Origin of the sequence: Aeromonas sp. S13(2024) (assembly GCF_041402405.1) — a bacterium.
Classification (GTDB): Bacteria; Pseudomonadota; Gammaproteobacteria; order Enterobacterales; family Aeromonadaceae; genus Aeromonas; species Aeromonas veronii.
Genome location: NZ_JBGLRA010000019.1, coordinates 36,126 through 51,421 on the forward strand (window position 1 = coordinate 36,126; position 15,296 = coordinate 51,421).

The following is a 15,296-nucleotide window of genomic DNA, read 5'->3' on the forward strand; positions in this document are numbered from 1 at the left end:
TGGCGGGGCCTTTTTACATGCGCTGTGAGGGTTAGTAACCCTTGTCGAAGTCGATTTTGCCATCCAGTGGTTGGCCATCGATAAAGCGGATGTAGTTGCGCACAAAGATCTGGGCTACATCATCCGGGAAGCTGTAGGCGCTGTTGTGGGGGGTGACGATGAGGTTGGGTTGGCCCCAGAGTGGACTGTCGGCGGGCAGCGGCTCCTGCTCGAACACATCCAGCACCGCCATCGCCAGCTTGCCGGTACGCAGTGCGGTGAGCAAATCGTCCGAGTGTACGGCGCTGCCACGACCGACGTTGAACAGGATGGCGCCCGGTTTGCAGTGTTCGAAGCGGGCGGCATTGAACAGATGACGGGTATCGCGGGTGGCTGGCAGCACGCTGACGATGACATCGGCCTGCGCCAGCATCTTGTTGAGCGCGGGTAGCTGATAAACCTGATCAAACCCGGCCCGCTCCCGACCGCTGCGGCTGATGCCCAGCACCTTCATGCCAAAATGTTTGCCGGTGTGGGCAATATGCTGGCCAATGCTGCCGGTCCCCAGGATCAGCATGGTGCGCCCCTTGAGGCCCTGATAGGGGTGACTCTGCCACAGCCGCTGTTTCTGCTGCTCCCGATAAATGGGGATTTGGCGCATCAGGCTGAGCAGATGACCAAAGACATACTCGCTCATCAGCGGGCCGAAGATGCCGCGCACATTGGTGAGCTGATAATCACGGCGACTGTCAGGGTCGAGCAGCACATCGACTCCCGCATAGGTGGACTGGAACCAGCTCAGCTTGTTGGCTTTGGGCAGCAGCGGTTTGGCGCGGGCCGGTTCGGCCATCAGAATATGGGCTTCGCCGATCAGCTTCTCGGCATCGCTCTGGTTATCGGCTCGTAGAATGCGCAGATGGGGGAGATTGGCGGCCTTGAGCAGCCGTTCGTAGTGAGCATTATCCTGGCTGAGCAAAAGAAGGGTACGTTGGCTCATACTCTTGTTCCTTATCAGAATTTGCGGCGCAACAAGATGCCGCTCTCGACCCATCTTACCTGACTTCATATCGCAACATAGCCGACCAGGGCGCTTTTTCGTTTTCGCCGCGCCCCTCGTGGGCTACAATCTGCCCCACATTTTGCAAAGGATCCGACTCCAGTGTTTGGTGACAAGTTTTATAAGCGACTGGCCGAGCTACAGCCTTGGCAACAGACCGTCTACACCCTGGCGCTGGCAGAGCGCATGTACCCCAACTATGCCCTGTTCTGTCAGGCTTCCGGCTTTGGCAATGCTGGCGCTTTCCGGCATGCGCTGGATCAGATGTGGGTCTACCTCACCGTCAAGGGATCCCGGGTCAATCTGGGTGCCATTCTCGAAGAGTTTGAGTCTCACATTCCGGATCCCCGCAAGTTTGAATCCTACGGAGCCTATCCCGCGCTGGATGCCTGTGTTGCGCTGGGCTGTGCCTATAACTCGGTGATCTGCCGGGTTGGTGAAGAGGCCAACGATGCCAGTCATGCCTCAGTCGGTACCGTGGCCGGTTTTATCGAGCTGCTGGAAGAGCGGGATCTGACCGAAGAAGAGCTCTACGAGCACGAGTACATGGAAGCCGAGCTGGAGTTCCAGGTCGAGCTGCTCAAGCGGGTTGCTCATGAGCGCGACAGCGATCGTATCCTGGCCATCAGAGCATTCGCCTCTCAGGGTGGCGTCTCCAATATCGGGATCAGCCTGGAAGAGTAATCCTCTGCGGCCCCTGATCGAAAAAAGCTCCCATTCGGGTAAGTGCGCCTCGAACAAGTTGTTTTGGGGATTGTCTAGTGTGAAAAAATCCGAAACCAATTGATTTGGTTTCGGATTTTTTATTTTTATTGCACAGGCGATAGATTGACTGGCATGACGGGCTTTATGCCAGCTGGCGTCGTTTTTTTATCTCTGCAATCGGCGGATGGGCGATTAGCTGGCGCTCTGGCGCACCTCGGCAGCGATCTGGTCGAGCAGCTGTTGCCAGCCCTGACCCAGTTCGTTCACCAGTGCGTTGTAGCCATCGGCCGGCAGTACTCGCTCCTGACGGAAGGGGGCATCGCGCAGCACTGTGCCATCTTCTGCCAGCAGACGCCAGCGGCCGCTCAGCACGGCGCTGCCGTCATGACGGCCCTGAAAGCGCTCCACCAGAATGGTCAGCACCGGCCCCTTGCGGGCGCCATCCTGCCGTACCACCCAGCCCGGCAGGCGGGTGGAGAGGCCATTGAGGGTGAGCTGGTTGAGTTGATCGTCCAGCGCACCGGCCCAGCGATGGTACTCGGTGAAGTGAAGCTCTTGTCCTTCCAGCTGATAGACCAGACTGATCCGGTCGAGCTGGCTGGCCAGCGCCACCGGGCGCAGCACCAGCTGGTGCTGCGGTTGGGCCGGTGCCGTTACGGGTTGCTGGTTGTCGGCATCGAGCGAGTAGTAGTGCAGGCTTGGCTGGCTGCTGCAACCCGCCAGCAGGCCCAGCAGGGCCAGCGTCAGGATCTCTTTTTTCATTGTTTGCCTCGCTTGGGCTCAGGGTCCGATGGATGCGCGCGATCGAAGATCAGCGAGCTGGGCTGCTCGTTGAGGGAGTGCACCAGCGGCTGCAGTTCGCGCATCAACTGATTGAGGGTCTGCACCGACTGACGCAGGTCCTGATTGGTCTGCGACTGGGCATCATAGGCCTGCAAGGTCTCCTGCAACTGCTTGAGGCTCTCGTTGAGCGAGGCCGGCAACTGCTGGGTGGAATCCTTGGCAGTGAGCTTGTTCAGGTTGGCGCTGACTGCACTGATGTTCTTCAGGGTGCCATCCAGGGTGGTGAGTGACCCGTTGACCTTGGTCAGGGTGGTCGCCATGTCCATGTCGACAAACTTGTCGAGGATGAGGTTCACCTTGCGCTCGATCTGATCCAACCCACCCGGCACTGTGGGGAAGACCTGATAACCGGCCAGCTTGGCCTGCTCGAAACGTGGCGCGTCCGGATAGAAGTTGAGATCGATGATCTTGCCGCCGGTCAGCAGGCTCGAGGTCTTGAGGCTGGCACGCAACCCCTCCTTGAACTGCTTGCCGAACAGGGCACGCCACTGATCCTTCTCCGCCTTGGCATAGCGGTGGGAGAGGCGCTGTACCTCGATGCGAGCCAGCACCGGGATCTGGCGGCTCTTGAAGATCTGCACGCCCTTGTCCTCGATGAGGTAGGGGGCGGAGATGACGGTACCGACCCGGATGCCGCGATACTGCACCGCCGCGCCCGGGTGCAGGCCACCCACGTTGTCATCGAACAGGAAGACGTAGTCGATGAACTGATCCAGACTACCGGCCAGCACGCTCGCCTCATCCTGGAACAGGGTGAACCCTTCCATCTGTTTGACCGGTTCGCCAGGCGCCCAGCCGGGTGGCAGACCCATGGTGATGCCGCCATCGATCAGGCTCTCCAGCGAATCCATCTTCACCTTCATCCCCTCGCTGCTCATGGAGACCTCGAAGCCCGGGGTCATCCAGAAGCGGGAGTTGCTGCTCACCAGAATGTCATAGGGGGCGTGGATGAAGATTTGATACTGCATCTCGCTCTTTTCCGGCAGGAACTTCGCCTCTTCCACCTGACCTATGGTGAAGCCCTGATAGTTGATGGGGGAGCCTTCTCCCAGCGCGCGGGTGTCGCGACTACTGAGGGTGAGACGCAGCCCCTTGGCATCGAGGGAGGCGAGCGGCGGTTTGTCGAGCATGGCGTATTCGTCCCGCGCCCGACCTTTCTTGCCGGGGGCGAGCTCGATATAGGCGCCGGAGAGCAGGGTGCTCAGACCCGATACTCCTTCACGGCCCACTCTGGGTTTGACCACCCAGAACTGGCTGTCACCGCGCAGCATGCCGGAGGCGGCATTGGTCAGCCGTCCTTTCAGCACCGCATGGCTATAGTCATCGCTCAGCTCGACGGCCTCGATGCGGCCGACGTCCACTTCGCGGGAACGGATCACCGTCTTGCCAGCGACTATGCCCTCGGCAGTGGCGACTGTCAGGGTGAAACTCGGGCCCTGGGAGTACCAGTGCTGGAACAGCATCCAGAGACCGATGAACAGCGCCAGCAAGGGCACCATCCAGATTGCGGCGGCAGAGCTCAGAAAGTCAGAGCCCGGTTTCCACCTTTTTTTACGCTCACTCACGTTCGCGTTCTCCTTGTTGTAAATCCCAGATCAGGCGAGAGTCGAAACTCATGGCGGCGACCATGGTGATCAGCACCACACCTGCAAATGCGACGGCCGCAGGGCCGGGGTAGATGGTCATCAGATTGTCGAGCCGGATCAGGCCCGCCAGAATGGCCACCACGAAGACGTCGATCATCGACCAGCGTCCGACAAATTCGGTCATGCGATAGAGTTTGAGCTTGCCAAGGGGGGAGGTGACATTGCCGCGCTGCACCATATAGCAAAGCCAGAATAGCGCCAGTATTTTCACCAGCGGCACCACCACGCTGGCGAAAAAGATCACCGCCGCTATGGGGTAGGAGCCCATGGCCCAGAGCAGCACCACACCGCCGAGGATGGTGGAGGGGCTGTCATCACCGAGGAACACTGTATCCATGATGGGATAGACGTTGGCCGGAATGTAGAGGATGGCGGAGGTAAACAGCAGCGCCCAGGTACGGTTGAGGCCGCCCGGCTTGCGGGCATGCAGCTTGCCGCCGCAGCGGGAGCAGCTGTGGCTACCCACCTCGCTCAGGGCGCCACAGACATGGCAGCCCACCAGACCGGACTCCAGCGCGCCCGCTTCCGGGTCGATCTCCCGTGACTCGGTTGGGCCGAACAGCCGCTGCCACAGCCACATCTGATCCAGCGAGGAGATCATCTTGATGAGCAGCACCGTGTAACCGACGAAAGCCCAGAATGACAGCCCCATCTTGATGTCGGCCATCCCCATCAGCTTGACCAGCGAGATGAGCACCCCCACCAGAAAGACATCCACCATCAGCCAGGGTTTGATCCGGCAGAGCAGACGGCCGAGGGAGCGCAGGGCATTGCTGTGCAGATCTTTATCGATCCGCCACAGCACCAGCATGATGGAGCCCATATAAACCAGCGGCAGGCCGATCAGGGTCAGGCTCAGTACCGCGCCGAGAAACAGATAGCCCTCATCCACCAGGGTGGTGATGCTCTGCAAAAAGGTCATCTCCTGACCCACCCCTTTGGCCGAGAAGGACATAAAGGTAAAGGCATTGGCGAGCACGAACATGATAAGTGCCGCGAACCCGTAGGAGATCGGCCGCAACTCCTGTTGTGGCAGGTGGCGACTCAGGGTGTGTCCGCAACGGGGGCAGCAGCTGGCCTGTCCCACCTCGAGCGGTGTGGCCGGTATCAGCAGGTCACACTCTTCGCAGGCAGTGGCATCATGGACATAGGTGGTGTGGTGTTGGTGTGAAACCGGATGCAAGATAAAACCCCAGATAAGGCCCGTGGTAGAGCCAGAGCTGGCGATTATCGCAGTTGTGCTGGTCAGCGACCAGCCCCCGGAGGCCGCTATTGCTGGGGGGAGTGAGAATGACTTTGACAAGCCAGTGCCCATTTAGCACAATCAAACGCCACTTTTTTTCCGCGGGACAATAATTTATGACAACTGAATCCCCCAGCTACTCCACGATTGAGCAAGCCTTCTCCCTCGGGAACGGGCAAGATTCTGCCCTCAACTGGTTGCGCAAGAACCGCAGTCAGGTCGCTATTTTTCTGGTGAGCGGCATCAAGCTGGAAGGCACCATCAGCGGGTTCGACCAGTACAGCGTGCTGCTGACCGATGCTCATGGTAACCAGCAGCTGGTCTACAAGGCCAAGATCTCCACCATCGCCATGCACACCGGCCGTCCGCAGGTGAATATCCAGCGTGCTCGCAAGCCGCGTGTCTCCATGGCGCCGCGCCCCCACGGTGCGCCGGGTCGTTATGATGACAATCAGGGCGGCGGCAACAACGAGTAATCGTCTGCCCCGCACTCCCCGTTGACGCGCCCTGCGTCAGCGGCTGACGGAACCTGCTCTCATTTTCATTCATGTCCCGTATGAGAGCCGGTTCCGGTTATCGCCCCTTGCAGGGCGATATTTTTTTCCGCACTACGCCGTTATGCCGACCGGTTTGCCTTCTTTGACCATGCAGGTCTGCATACCCGCCGCTTCTCCGGCCTGTACCCCGATACCGGTATCTTCAAACACCAGACAGCCTGATGGCTCGACGCCCAGCTTGCTGGCGACCAGCAGGAAGGTGTCCGGATTGGGCTTGTGCAGCTCCACATCGTCTGCGGTGACTACCACGGAGAAGTAGCGATCCAGCCCGGTGTTGCGCAGCACCGCTTCGGCGTTGACGCGGGGCGAGCTGGTGCCGATCCCCATCGGGATGACGCCATGATAGCGCTCGACCAGCGCCTGCATGGCGGGAAAGACGGTCGCCTTGTGCAGGTTGGCCACATAGTGGGCGGTCTTGCAGCGGGTGACTTCGAGGGGATCGAGGGGGATCTGCTGCTCCTGTGCGACCAGCAGGGCTATCTTGCGGCTCGGCATGCCACCCAGTTCATAGAACCAGTCGGCGTCGAAGTGAAAGCCAAACTCGCGGGCGGTATGTTCCCAAGCGGCGAGGTGCAGCGGCATGGAGTCGACCAGGGTGCCATCAAGGTCAAAGACCAGGCCTTGGAATCCGGAAAGGGTCATGGTGCGGGGTCTGTCTCTGAAAAAAGGGAGCCCATTCTAGCCAGTGGCTCCCCGCCTCGCCATCACCTAGCTGGTGAGAAACGCTTGCCCCCACATTTGTGACTGAAAATAGACGGGGGTGAGCTGGGCCGGATCGAGTTGATATTTGGGGGCAAGCTGTTCCAGCAGGGCCCAGTTGCCCTGTTCATAGGTGCTGACCAGCTGAAACAGATGAAAGAGTGGCCCTTCGTGCTGTTCGATGGCGCGCTGCACGCTCTTGGGCAGGTGGGCCATCAACGGCTCAGACAGCAGAGATCCATCGAGCACCAGTCCCACCAGAAACGCCCAGCTTGCCTCCGCTTTACCGAGGGCGGTGAGGGCAATCAACTCGCAGAAGCGGCCGCGGGCGATTGCCATGCGGGTGCAGGCCTCCGGCATGTGCTGGCTTACCCGGGCCAGACCGTTGATCAGCACGAACTTGCGGATCTCCTGCTCCCCCAGATAGGAGAGGGCGCGGGGCACCGAGGTGATGGGGGCGGCATGATCGAAGCCGGGGGCGTTGACGTAGGTGAGCAGCAGGCCGGGCAGCCAGGCATCCTGCTCCAGCAGGCGGGCTACCTGGGCGAAGGAGAACTCTTCGTGGCAGATGAGCTGGAGGATCTGCTGTACCAGCGCCATATCGGGCTGGTTAGCCCGCTGATTGACCAGCTCGGGACGGGCGAGAAAGCCGCCGGCAAAGAAGTCGACCCCCGACTCCCGCAGCGGGAGAAAATCCGCCCAGGTTTCGATGTTCAGCGCCATCCGCTTGTGCTCGGTGGGCTGGCAGATCCCCTCTTCCCCCATCCAGTACACCAGCAGGCGGCTGGCGCCGAGCCAGCGTGGATCCCGGTTGGCGCCATGCACCGCCAGTCTGCGCCGGCTGTCACGCCACTGCTCCAGCACCGGGAACGAGTTGGGCTGGCGTTCGCTGGAGGCTTCAACCAGCGGGATCGCGTCCTGATCCAGCAGCAGGGGACGCTGTTCATCGAGCTGTTCGTGGGTGAAGGGCACCAGATATTGACGCCCCTGCGCCAGCAGGCGGCAATGTTGCGCCAGTGAAGGCCATTCGGCCGGTGAACTGAGCTGATAGTCGATGCCGTAGGCCACCAGAGCCAGGCGACGATTGAAGATGGGGTAGCGACGCAACAGCATGGGATCACCGATAGGCCAGAGTGCGGGCCCTCCCTTGTGACTTGGCGTGGTAGAGCGCCTGGTCAGCCTGTTCGGTCAGGGTCTGCCATGCTCCGTCCTGGGAGGGAACCAGATAGCTAAAGCCTATGCTAACCGTAATGAAATCAGCAACCCGCGAGGCGGGATGGGGCATTTTCAAGCGGGCAAGACCATCGTGGATCCGCCCGGCCAGCTGTTCGGCCTCACCGGGTTGGGGGGCGCAGAGCAGAATGACGAACTCCTCCCCGCCGTAACGGGCGACCAGATTGGTACAGCGCCGCTCTGCATCCCGCAGCACATGGGCCACCTGTTGCAGGCAGAGATCCCCCTTGGCATGGCCGAAGTGGTCGTTGTAGGCCTTGAACTCGTCGACGTCGATCATCAATACCGCCAGCAGGTTCTGGGTGCGTCGTGCCCACTCCCACTCCCGCTGCATGGTGATGTCCCACTGGCGCCGGTTGGCGATGCCGGTGAGGGGATCTTCCAGCGACAGCAGGGAGAGGCGGTGATTGGCCTCCTCCAGCGCACGGTTGGTCTCGGCCAGCTGCATGGTGCGCTCGGCGACCCGGGCCTCCAGCTGGCGGTTGAGGGTTTCCAGCTGCTCCTGAGTACGCTGGCGGATCAGCAGTTGTGACAGAATGGCGGCGTACTGTTTGAAGATCTCGCTCTGATAGGCCTTGAGCGGCCGGTGCCAGAGCAGGTTGTCGGCGGCGATCCAGCCGATGGGGGTGGTGCCATCCCATAGCGATACCATGGCGTTCCAGCCACGGCCCACCTGCTGCTTCTCGTAGTAGAGGGGGGTATCTTCCATCACCAGCACGTAATCCTTGCGCCTGAGTGCCTCTTGCACTGTCGGGTGATCCGGAATGGGGCTGATGAAGTTGTGTTCATCCATAAGCTCGCCCTCCTCGCTGGTGCCCCAGGTGCCGCGCATGGTCTTGCCATCGGGTTCGATCAGGAAGATGGCGACCCGATCGAACTGCAGCTCCTTGCGGGCCAGCAGCACGGCATCCCGCAGCAAATCGTTCTCGCTGCGACTGCGGGAGAGGGTGACGCTGACCATGTGCAGCGCCTGCAACATGGTGAGGAAGGAGCCCTGCAGTGCCTGACTCTGTACCAGATCGGTCTGGGTATGGAGCCGCTGGTCCCGCTCCTGATTGACCTGGCTGGAGAGCAGGTGATTGCTGAGCTCGGCCGTCAGATAGTGAATAAGGAGCTGGATACCCTGACGCTGGTGGGAGGAGAGGCGGTCGATGCGGCGGCGGGTCTCCAGATAGATGACCCCTTCCAGTTTCATGTGACGCTTGAGAGGGAAACAGGCGCGTAACTGCGGCTGGGCGGGCTCCACATTTTCGCCGGGATCAGGCGGTGCTTGGAGCTGCTCGATCACCAGTTGTCCCTTCTCCATCGCCTTGTCGATCAGGTGGTGGGGCAGGGTCAGTTGACCGAGATGGGCGAGATCAAGCGTGGTCAGTCCGTGATCGAGCTGAAAACTGTAGAGCTGCGGTTCGGGGGCTTTCAGCCAGAGGTAGAGGCGTTCGGCATCGGTCTTTTCACGGATGGTGGCGAGGCTCACTTCGCATAACTGAGCGAAGTTGGTGAAGTGTTCCGGGTCCCATTCCTGCATACCAATATCCCTTGGATTGTACCCAAGCGAGTATAGACATATTTCTCCTTGATTAATATGTCAGAAAGGAGAGGCGGCGCACATAATGGTTGCTTGCAGCCCTGCTGGTGGAGACATTCACTGTGTTCTCTGTCAATCGTGGCTAGAACTGTGTGCCATAACGGTATTTATGGCAGCTTGTAGGGCGGGGTGTTTGGCAAAAAAGAGCCCGCACGATGGCGGGCTCTCGGGCAGATCAGATGATTCTGCGCGGCTTATTCTGCCTTGGGGGCAGCCTCAGCGGGTGTTTCACTGCTATCGGCTGGCGCACTCTCGGCCGCCGGGGCTTCCGGTGCCGGGCCAGGCACCAGATCCACAGCCGGCTTGGCGATAAGGGAGCGGGTCTCTTCCACCGCTTCGGTCAGCTTCACCTCGATGATTTGGCCGAGCTCGTAGACCACCTCGGTCTTGTCCAGATAGACGCGGCCGTTGTCCCAGTTGCACTCCAGACGATCCTTGTTGTCGAGAATATGGCGGGCAGGCAGGAAGACCACGGCGCCGTTCTCCTGCAGACGCAGCTTGAGACCGGCACGCATCACGTCGATGATCTCGGCGTTGAACACCTGATCGGTGCCAGCGGCGGCTTTCAGGTAGCGAACATAGAGCCAGTCGCCGATGTCACGCTCCACCATGCGGTGCAGACGGCGGCAGGCGGTCAGATGCTCGGTGAGCTCGGTGCTCGGGCGCTCACCCGGGGTCTTGCCGGCGATAACCGCTTTGAGCAGACGATGGTTGACCATATCGCCGTATTTACGGATCGGGGAGGTCCAGGTGGCGTAGGCATCCAGACCCAGACCGTAATGGGCGCCCGGTTCGGAGGACATCAGCGCATAGCTCTGGAAGCGGCGGATCTTGCCATCCAGCCAGCGGGTGTCGAGGTTGTCGATCCAGCGGCGCAGGGCGCAGAAGCCGGAGAGGCTGGCGATCTCGTCGCGCTCGAACGGGGCTTCGGCACTCTTCAGCAGGTCGATGGCGCCGTCGAGGGACTCTTCGTCAAAGCCGGTGTGAACGTTGAAGATGCCGTAACCGACGCTCTTGCCCAGTACGCGACCGGCGCAGATGTTGGCGGCGATCATCGACTCTTCCACCATGCGGTTGGCGATGCGGCGCGGCTCGACGTGGATGGCCAGCACTTCGCCATTCTCGCCCAGCTCGAAGTCGTAGTCGGGACGATCCGGGAATACCAGCGCATGCTCGGTGCGCCACGCGATGCGTGCTTCGGTCATCGCCTTCATCAGCGGCAGCTGGGCCAGTACGCCTGCATCGATAGACAGCTCTTTGCCATACTCGGCCCAGTCGGAGACGTCGTCATAGTTGAGACGGGCGTGGGAACAGATGCGGGCGGCGAAGAACTCGGTCTCCTCCAGCAGCAGACCATCTTCGGCGATGAGCAGACGGGCACACAGAGTGTTGCGCTCCTCGCCCTCTTTCAGGGAGCAGAGCTCGTCGGAGAGGGTGCGCGGGATCATCGGCACGTTGCGGCCCGGCATGTAGACGGTAAAGGCGCGCTGGGCGGCCTCTTTGTCCAGCTCGCTCCCTTCGGCCACATAGGCGGTCGGGTCAGCGATGGCGACCAGCAGCTCCCAGCCGTTGTCCAGCTTGGTGATGGCCAGCGCATCGTCCATATCCTTGGTCTTGGCACCGTCGATGGTGAAGAAGGGCATCTTGGTCAGGTCACGACGGGGCAGCTCTTCCTCTTCGATCACCTTCCACTCCGGCAAATCAGCCGGCTCGACCTGGGCTAGGTTGTGGCGCGCAAGCACCACCCACCAGGGCACATTGTGATCTTCCTGGGCGGCGATCTTCTGGATGATCTCGGCAGAGAAGTTACCGTCGACCAGCGCATGGCGCTTGAGGGTAGCCACCACCCAGTCACCTTCCTTGAACTCTTTCTCATCCAGACCCTTCTTGACGCGGGCCTTGATGGCATCCTTGATCAGCGGATGGTCGGCCACCACGTTGAGGCGGTCGCGGAACATCTTGACCCGGGCCACGAAGCGGGTGACGGACTGCTCCAGCAGGGTATCCGGCTCGGCCACTTCCTTCTCTTTTTCGGTGCGGATCAGGGCTGTCACCCGGTCACCGTGCATCACCTTCTTCATGTAGGGAGGCGGCACGAAATAGCTGGTCTTCTCATCGACTTCCAGAAAGCCGAAGCCCCGGTCCGAGGCGCGGATCACACCCTCTTTCTTCGGGATGTTTTCGCGGATTTGTTGCTTGAGCTGGGCCAGCAGCGGATTGTCTTGGAACATAAGTGAGGAACCTGAAGTGAAAACCTGGGTGGAGACCTGATGAAGGATCGCCCAGCACTATACGTTTTTAGCCCTGCAAAGCCAAGGTGAATGGCCTGCTCAGCGTGGTTTCAACTGCGATCTGGCATGGTCGATAAGGCGTTGGGAGAGCTGCTTGTGAACCCCTTTTTCCAGTACCCAGCGGTGCCAGTAGAGGCGTTCCGTCAGGACGTGGTCGGGACTGAGGTTGAGTAGTGACCCGCCAGCCAGCTGGCCTCTTATCTGCAATTCGGGGATCAGGCAGTAGGCCAGCCCCTGTTCTGCCATGGCGACGAAGGCCTCTGACGAGTGGACCGTATGGCAGGGATAACCGCCCGGCTCCAGCCCGAAGCGTTCTCTCATAAAGCTCACATGCATGTCATCGCGCTGATCGAACGCCACCGCCGGTGCCTTGGCCAGCGCATCGCGGGTCAGGCCATGAGGGAAGTGGCGGGCAACGAAGGCGGGGCTGGCGGTAAGCAGATAGTTCATCTCACCGAGCTCATCAACGCAGCAACCCGCCAGCGGCTGGGGATGCAGGCTGACTGCACCAAAGGCCTGACCCTCGCGGACCTTGTCGAGGGTGCGGCTCTCGTCATCGACCAGCAGGTTGAGTTCGATGGGGTGCTGTTTCAACAAGGGGGCAATGGCGGGCAAAAACCAGGTGGCCAGGCTGTCGGCGTTGACGGCGATGCTGATCCGGATTGGCCCTTGCGGCTCATCGGGAGCCAGCTCCCCTGCCAGTTCGAGCTCGAGCTGGTGTACCTGCCGATAGTGGGCCAGCAGTTTTTGGCCGAGTGGCGTGGCCTGCAGCGGTTGGCTGCGAATGAGTAGCGGCTCGGCAAATTGCTGCTCCAGCTGCTTGATACGCTGGGAGATGGCCGACTGGGTGATATGGAGCGACTTGGCCGCTCGATCGAAGTTCTGCTCCTGCAGTACCGCATCCAGCGCCCGCAGCAGTTTGTAGTCCAGCTCTTTCATCTTCTCCCCCTTCCGTTGCCCAAGGGCTGACTCTACGTCACTCGGCAGGGGACAACAATGGGCGGCGGAAGGGGCGTTGCGCTGTGATTTTTGACAGTAGTGGTCAGGCCATTGAGGGAGGATACTCTCTGGTGCCGCATGGGGTAGCCCTGCGCAGATCGTAGCGACATCTTTATCCCGGGTCTGTTTTCCCGGGATTTTTTATGAGTGAACTGCCAGCACCGGTGACGGTTGCCGCAGTGGATAATGGCTGGTTTGATAATGGCCCAGCAGAGGTTGGGAGACCGCCTGCGCGAAGCGCTCATCCAGATGGAAGCGGATGCCAACGCCCCTTACCGCACCCAGATCGACCGCCTGCCGATGACCGAGCCGCTCGATGGGCAGGCCAAGTCGGCGGAAGATGCGCTCCACCGGCAGGCTGACGACGGCGACCAGCTCCCGGATCCCGTGGGCATTGGCGAAGGCATAGACCTCGCGGAAGATGACGCAAGTGAGTTCGCTGACGCCATTGCTCATGCGCGGTGCGCGCTGGGCATCGATAGCCAGACGGGTGAGTTCCCAGACATCGGGGGTGCGTGGCGCGCTTTCACCGGCAAGGGCGGTGGGGAAGATGGTGGGCAGCATATAGGCATCGGCACAGTTGAGCAGACGAATACAGCCACACAGCCCTTGTTCGTCCTCGATCAGAACCCAATGGGTGTCTGGCGTGTCGAAGCTGTCACGCTCCAGGCCCCGATGAGACTCGACATCCCAGCCTAGCCGGTCGGAAAAGACGCGATTTCGAAAGCGATAGAGTTCATTCTCCACCTCGTTTCGTGGATGTTCTCTCAATTTTCCTTTAAAAACCAACATTATGGACCCTCTATCTTGCTATTCGCCGTTATAATCACATGTCTGGCCAAGGGGGCTTTCATATGAACAGAGACCAACTGCTTGAGTACCTCGAACATTTCACTTCGGTGACGGACGGCAATCGTCTGGCCGAACTGATCGGTCGCTTTACGCTCGGGATGGGCTATGACTACTATCGCTTCGCCCTGATCCTGCCGATGTCGATGCAAAGGCCCAAGGTGGTGCTGTTCAACCAGTGCCCTGATTCCTGGGTGCAGGCCTATACCGAAAACAACATGCTGGCGTGCGATCCGGTGATCCGGCTGGCACGCAAGCAGACGTTGCCCATTTACTGGAACCGCCTCGATGAGCGGGCCAGTTTTCTGCAGGAGGGAACCATGGACGTGATGGGGTTGGCAGCCGAGTTCGGGTTGCGTAACGGCATCTCCTTCCCTCTGCACGGCGCTGCCGGGGAGAACGGGATCCTCTCCTTCATCACCTCCGAGCGGGCCTCGAGCGACCTGCTGCTGGAGTCCTCGCCGATCCTCTCCTGGATGTCCAATTACATCTTCGAGGCGGCCATTCGGGTGGTGCGTTTCAGCATGATGGACAGTGCGGGGAAAGACCCCTTGACCGAGCGCGAGACTGAGTGCCTGTTCTGGGCCAGCGAAGGGAAGACCTCTAGCGAGATCGCCTGCATCCTCGGGATCACGGAGCGCACGGTCAATTACCATCTCAATCAGGTCACCCGCAAAACCGGCTCAATGAACCGCTATCAGGCCATTGCCAAAGGGGTTAGTACGGGGCTGTTGCTGCCCAATCTGGAGCAAGTCGTGGTTACCAACTTCCCCAGATTGCTGCAGTAGACTGAGCCCACAGGCGCAACAGATTCTCCTGCCGCACTCTGAGGGTCACAATTGTCAGATCCGGTAATTGACAAGGGCTGGAACAGCGGCTGGGTATGCCGGTTTTTATTAGCAAAATGAATCAATAAGTAAATCAATGAATTTCTAGGAAGGAACTACCATCGCTATAGTGCCGCTCATTCATCATTTCGAACGGTACTCTCCATGATGCTCGCAACGACACTGCAAGGCTTCACCATCGGTCTGGCCATGATCATCCCTATCGGCGCCCAGAATGCCTTTGTGCTGAGCCGGGGCATCCATCGCAATCACCATTTGCTGACGGCCACGCTCTGCAGCCTCTGCGATCTCACCCTGATTGCTATCGGCGTATTTGGCGGGGCCAATGTGCTGGCCACCAGCCCCCTCGGCATGGCGCTGCTCACCTGGGGGGGCGTGCTGTTTCTCGGCTGGTTTGGTGGCCGTTCCCTGCTCAGTGCTTGGCGCGGTAAAGGGGAGGGACTTGCCGAGTCTGCTCAGCAGATGGGTGCCAAAAGCGTGCTGGCGATGACGCTGGGAGTTACGCTGCTCAATCCTCACGTCTATCTCGATACATTGATGCTGCTCGGCTCCCTTGGCAGTCAGGTGAGCGAGTCCCTGCGTCCGGCCTTTGCTGCGGGGGCCATGCTGGCCTCGTTGGTGTGGTTCTACTCGCTGGCGCTGGGTGCTGCGGCACTGGCGCCTTGGTTGGCTCGCAGCCAGGTACAGCGGGGGATCGACCTGCTGGTTGGCATCATCATGCTGAGCCTGGTTGTTCAACTGGCCATAGGACGTTGAGGAAGT

General features: G+C 60.3%; 14 protein-coding genes. 4 read left to right on the forward strand and 10 right to left on the reverse strand.

Features of this window, described 5'->3' with window-relative positions; translation table 11 throughout:
- Positions 1-31 precede the first annotated feature (31 nt).
- A complete protein-coding gene (locus tag ACB042_RS18600) occupies positions 32-976 on the reverse strand; it encodes a D-2-hydroxyacid dehydrogenase (protein ID WP_371178899.1) in 945 nt (314 codons plus the stop codon).
- A 162-nt stretch (positions 977-1,138) separates the two neighbouring features.
- Here ACB042_RS18600 and ACB042_RS18605 point away from each other — a divergent pair, with 162 nt between their 5' ends.
- Positions 1,139-1,720 carry a YjaG family protein gene (locus tag ACB042_RS18605; protein WP_371178900.1) on the forward strand — a complete coding sequence of 194 codons (582 nt, stop codon included), beginning with the start codon at positions 1,139-1,141 and terminating at the stop codon, positions 1,718-1,720.
- A gap of 213 nt (positions 1,721-1,933) precedes the next feature.
- On the opposite strand, the gene ACB042_RS18610 is transcribed toward ACB042_RS18605, so the two are convergent.
- The 3 genes from ACB042_RS18610 to ACB042_RS18620 are packed head-to-tail and all read right to left on the reverse strand — an operon-like array spanning position 1,934 to position 5,413.
- Complete coding sequence (locus ACB042_RS18610; RefSeq protein WP_040066980.1) at positions 1,934-2,503, reverse strand: membrane integrity-associated transporter subunit PqiC; 570 nt, start codon at positions 2,501-2,503, stop codon at positions 1,934-1,936.
- Entirely contained in the window at positions 2,500-4,149 is a 1,650-nt protein-coding gene (gene pqiB, locus ACB042_RS18615; protein WP_259585028.1) for an intermembrane transport protein PqiB, read from the reverse strand. The genes ACB042_RS18610 and pqiB overlap by 4 nt, the downstream gene beginning before the upstream one ends.
- On the reverse strand, positions 4,142-5,413 hold the full coding sequence (locus ACB042_RS18620; protein WP_371178901.1) for a PqiA/YebS family transporter subunit: 1,272 nt from the start codon (positions 5,411-5,413) through the stop codon (positions 4,142-4,144). Before ACB042_RS18620 ends, pqiB begins: the two co-directional genes overlap by 8 nt.
- 176 nt (positions 5,414-5,589) lie before the next feature.
- Between ACB042_RS18620 and hfq the strand changes: the two genes are divergently transcribed.
- On the forward strand, positions 5,590-5,949 hold the full coding sequence (hfq, locus tag ACB042_RS18625) for an RNA chaperone Hfq (RefSeq protein ID WP_005335772.1): 360 nt from the start codon (positions 5,590-5,592) through the stop codon (positions 5,947-5,949).
- Positions 5,950-6,081: 132 nt separating this feature from the next.
- Here hfq and ACB042_RS18630 read toward each other — a convergent pair whose 3' ends face one another.
- From ACB042_RS18630 to ACB042_RS18655, 6 genes are all read right to left on the reverse strand, one after another.
- Positions 6,082-6,672, reverse strand: a complete 591-nt coding sequence (locus ACB042_RS18630; RefSeq protein ID WP_371178902.1) for an HAD family hydrolase — start codon at positions 6,670-6,672, stop codon at positions 6,082-6,084.
- Between the two features lie 66 nt (positions 6,673-6,738).
- The gene (locus ACB042_RS18635) at positions 6,739-7,842 is read right to left on the reverse strand and encodes an EAL and HDOD domain-containing protein (RefSeq protein WP_371178903.1); all 1,104 of its coding nucleotides are present in this window, start codon (positions 7,840-7,842) and stop codon (positions 6,739-6,741) included.
- Between the two features lie 4 nt (positions 7,843-7,846).
- A complete protein-coding gene (locus tag ACB042_RS18640) occupies positions 7,847-9,487 on the reverse strand; it encodes a sensor domain-containing diguanylate cyclase (RefSeq protein ID WP_129503277.1) in 1,641 nt (546 codons plus the stop codon).
- A 254-nt stretch (positions 9,488-9,741) separates the two neighbouring features.
- A complete protein-coding gene (locus tag ACB042_RS18645) occupies positions 9,742-11,778 on the reverse strand; it encodes an exoribonuclease II (RefSeq protein ID WP_069528078.1) in 2,037 nt (678 codons plus the stop codon).
- A 99-nt stretch (positions 11,779-11,877) separates the two neighbouring features.
- A complete protein-coding gene (locus tag ACB042_RS18650) occupies positions 11,878-12,777 on the reverse strand; it encodes a LysR family transcriptional regulator ArgP (protein ID WP_335811942.1) in 900 nt (299 codons plus the stop codon).
- A 201-nt stretch (positions 12,778-12,978) separates the two neighbouring features.
- On the reverse strand, positions 12,979-13,629 hold the full coding sequence (locus ACB042_RS18655; protein WP_144714035.1) for an acyl-homoserine-lactone synthase: 651 nt from the start codon (positions 13,627-13,629) through the stop codon (positions 12,979-12,981).
- A 62-nt stretch (positions 13,630-13,691) separates the two neighbouring features.
- Between ACB042_RS18655 and ACB042_RS18660 the strand changes: the two genes are divergently transcribed.
- Positions 13,692-14,474 (forward strand): LuxR family transcriptional regulator, encoded by a 783-nt coding sequence (locus ACB042_RS18660; RefSeq protein WP_005335753.1) that lies wholly within the window; start codon positions 13,692-13,694, stop codon positions 14,472-14,474.
- 207 nt (positions 14,475-14,681) lie between these two features.
- Positions 14,682-15,290, forward strand: coding sequence for an L-lysine exporter (gene lysE / locus ACB042_RS18665; RefSeq protein ID WP_371178907.1), 609 nt, complete (start codon positions 14,682-14,684; stop codon positions 15,288-15,290).
- The last annotated feature ends 6 nt before the right edge of the window (positions 15,291-15,296 follow it).

Coding starts and splice junctions, on each gene's coding strand:
- hfq (WP_005335772.1), top strand. CDS start 5,590: ATGACAACTGAATCCCCCAGCTACTCCACGATTGAGCAAGCCTTCTCC.
- ACB042_RS18655 (WP_144714035.1), bottom strand. CDS start 13,629: ATGTTGGTTTTTAAAGGAAAATTGAGAGAACATCCACGAAACGAGGTG.
- ACB042_RS18630 (WP_371178902.1), bottom strand. CDS start 6,672: ATGACCCTTTCCGGATTCCAAGGCCTGGTCTTTGACCTTGATGGCACC.
- lysE (WP_371178907.1), top strand. CDS start 14,682: ATGCTCGCAACGACACTGCAAGGCTTCACCATCGGTCTGGCCATGATC.
- ACB042_RS18660 (WP_005335753.1), top strand. CDS start 13,692: ATGAACAGAGACCAACTGCTTGAGTACCTCGAACATTTCACTTCGGTG.
- ACB042_RS18610 (WP_040066980.1), bottom strand. CDS start 2,503: ATGAAAAAAGAGATCCTGACGCTGGCCCTGCTGGGCCTGCTGGCGGGT.
- ACB042_RS18600 (WP_371178899.1), bottom strand. CDS start 976: ATGAGCCAACGTACCCTTCTTTTGCTCAGCCAGGATAATGCTCACTAC.
- ACB042_RS18650 (WP_335811942.1), bottom strand. CDS start 12,777: ATGAAAGAGCTGGACTACAAACTGCTGCGGGCGCTGGATGCGGTACTG.
- ACB042_RS18645 (WP_069528078.1), bottom strand. CDS start 11,778: ATGTTCCAAGACAATCCGCTGCTGGCCCAGCTCAAGCAACAAATCCGC.
- ACB042_RS18635 (WP_371178903.1), bottom strand. CDS start 7,842: ATGCTGTTGCGTCGCTACCCCATCTTCAATCGTCGCCTGGCTCTGGTG.
- ACB042_RS18640 (WP_129503277.1), bottom strand. CDS start 9,487: ATGCAGGAATGGGACCCGGAACACTTCACCAACTTCGCTCAGTTATGC.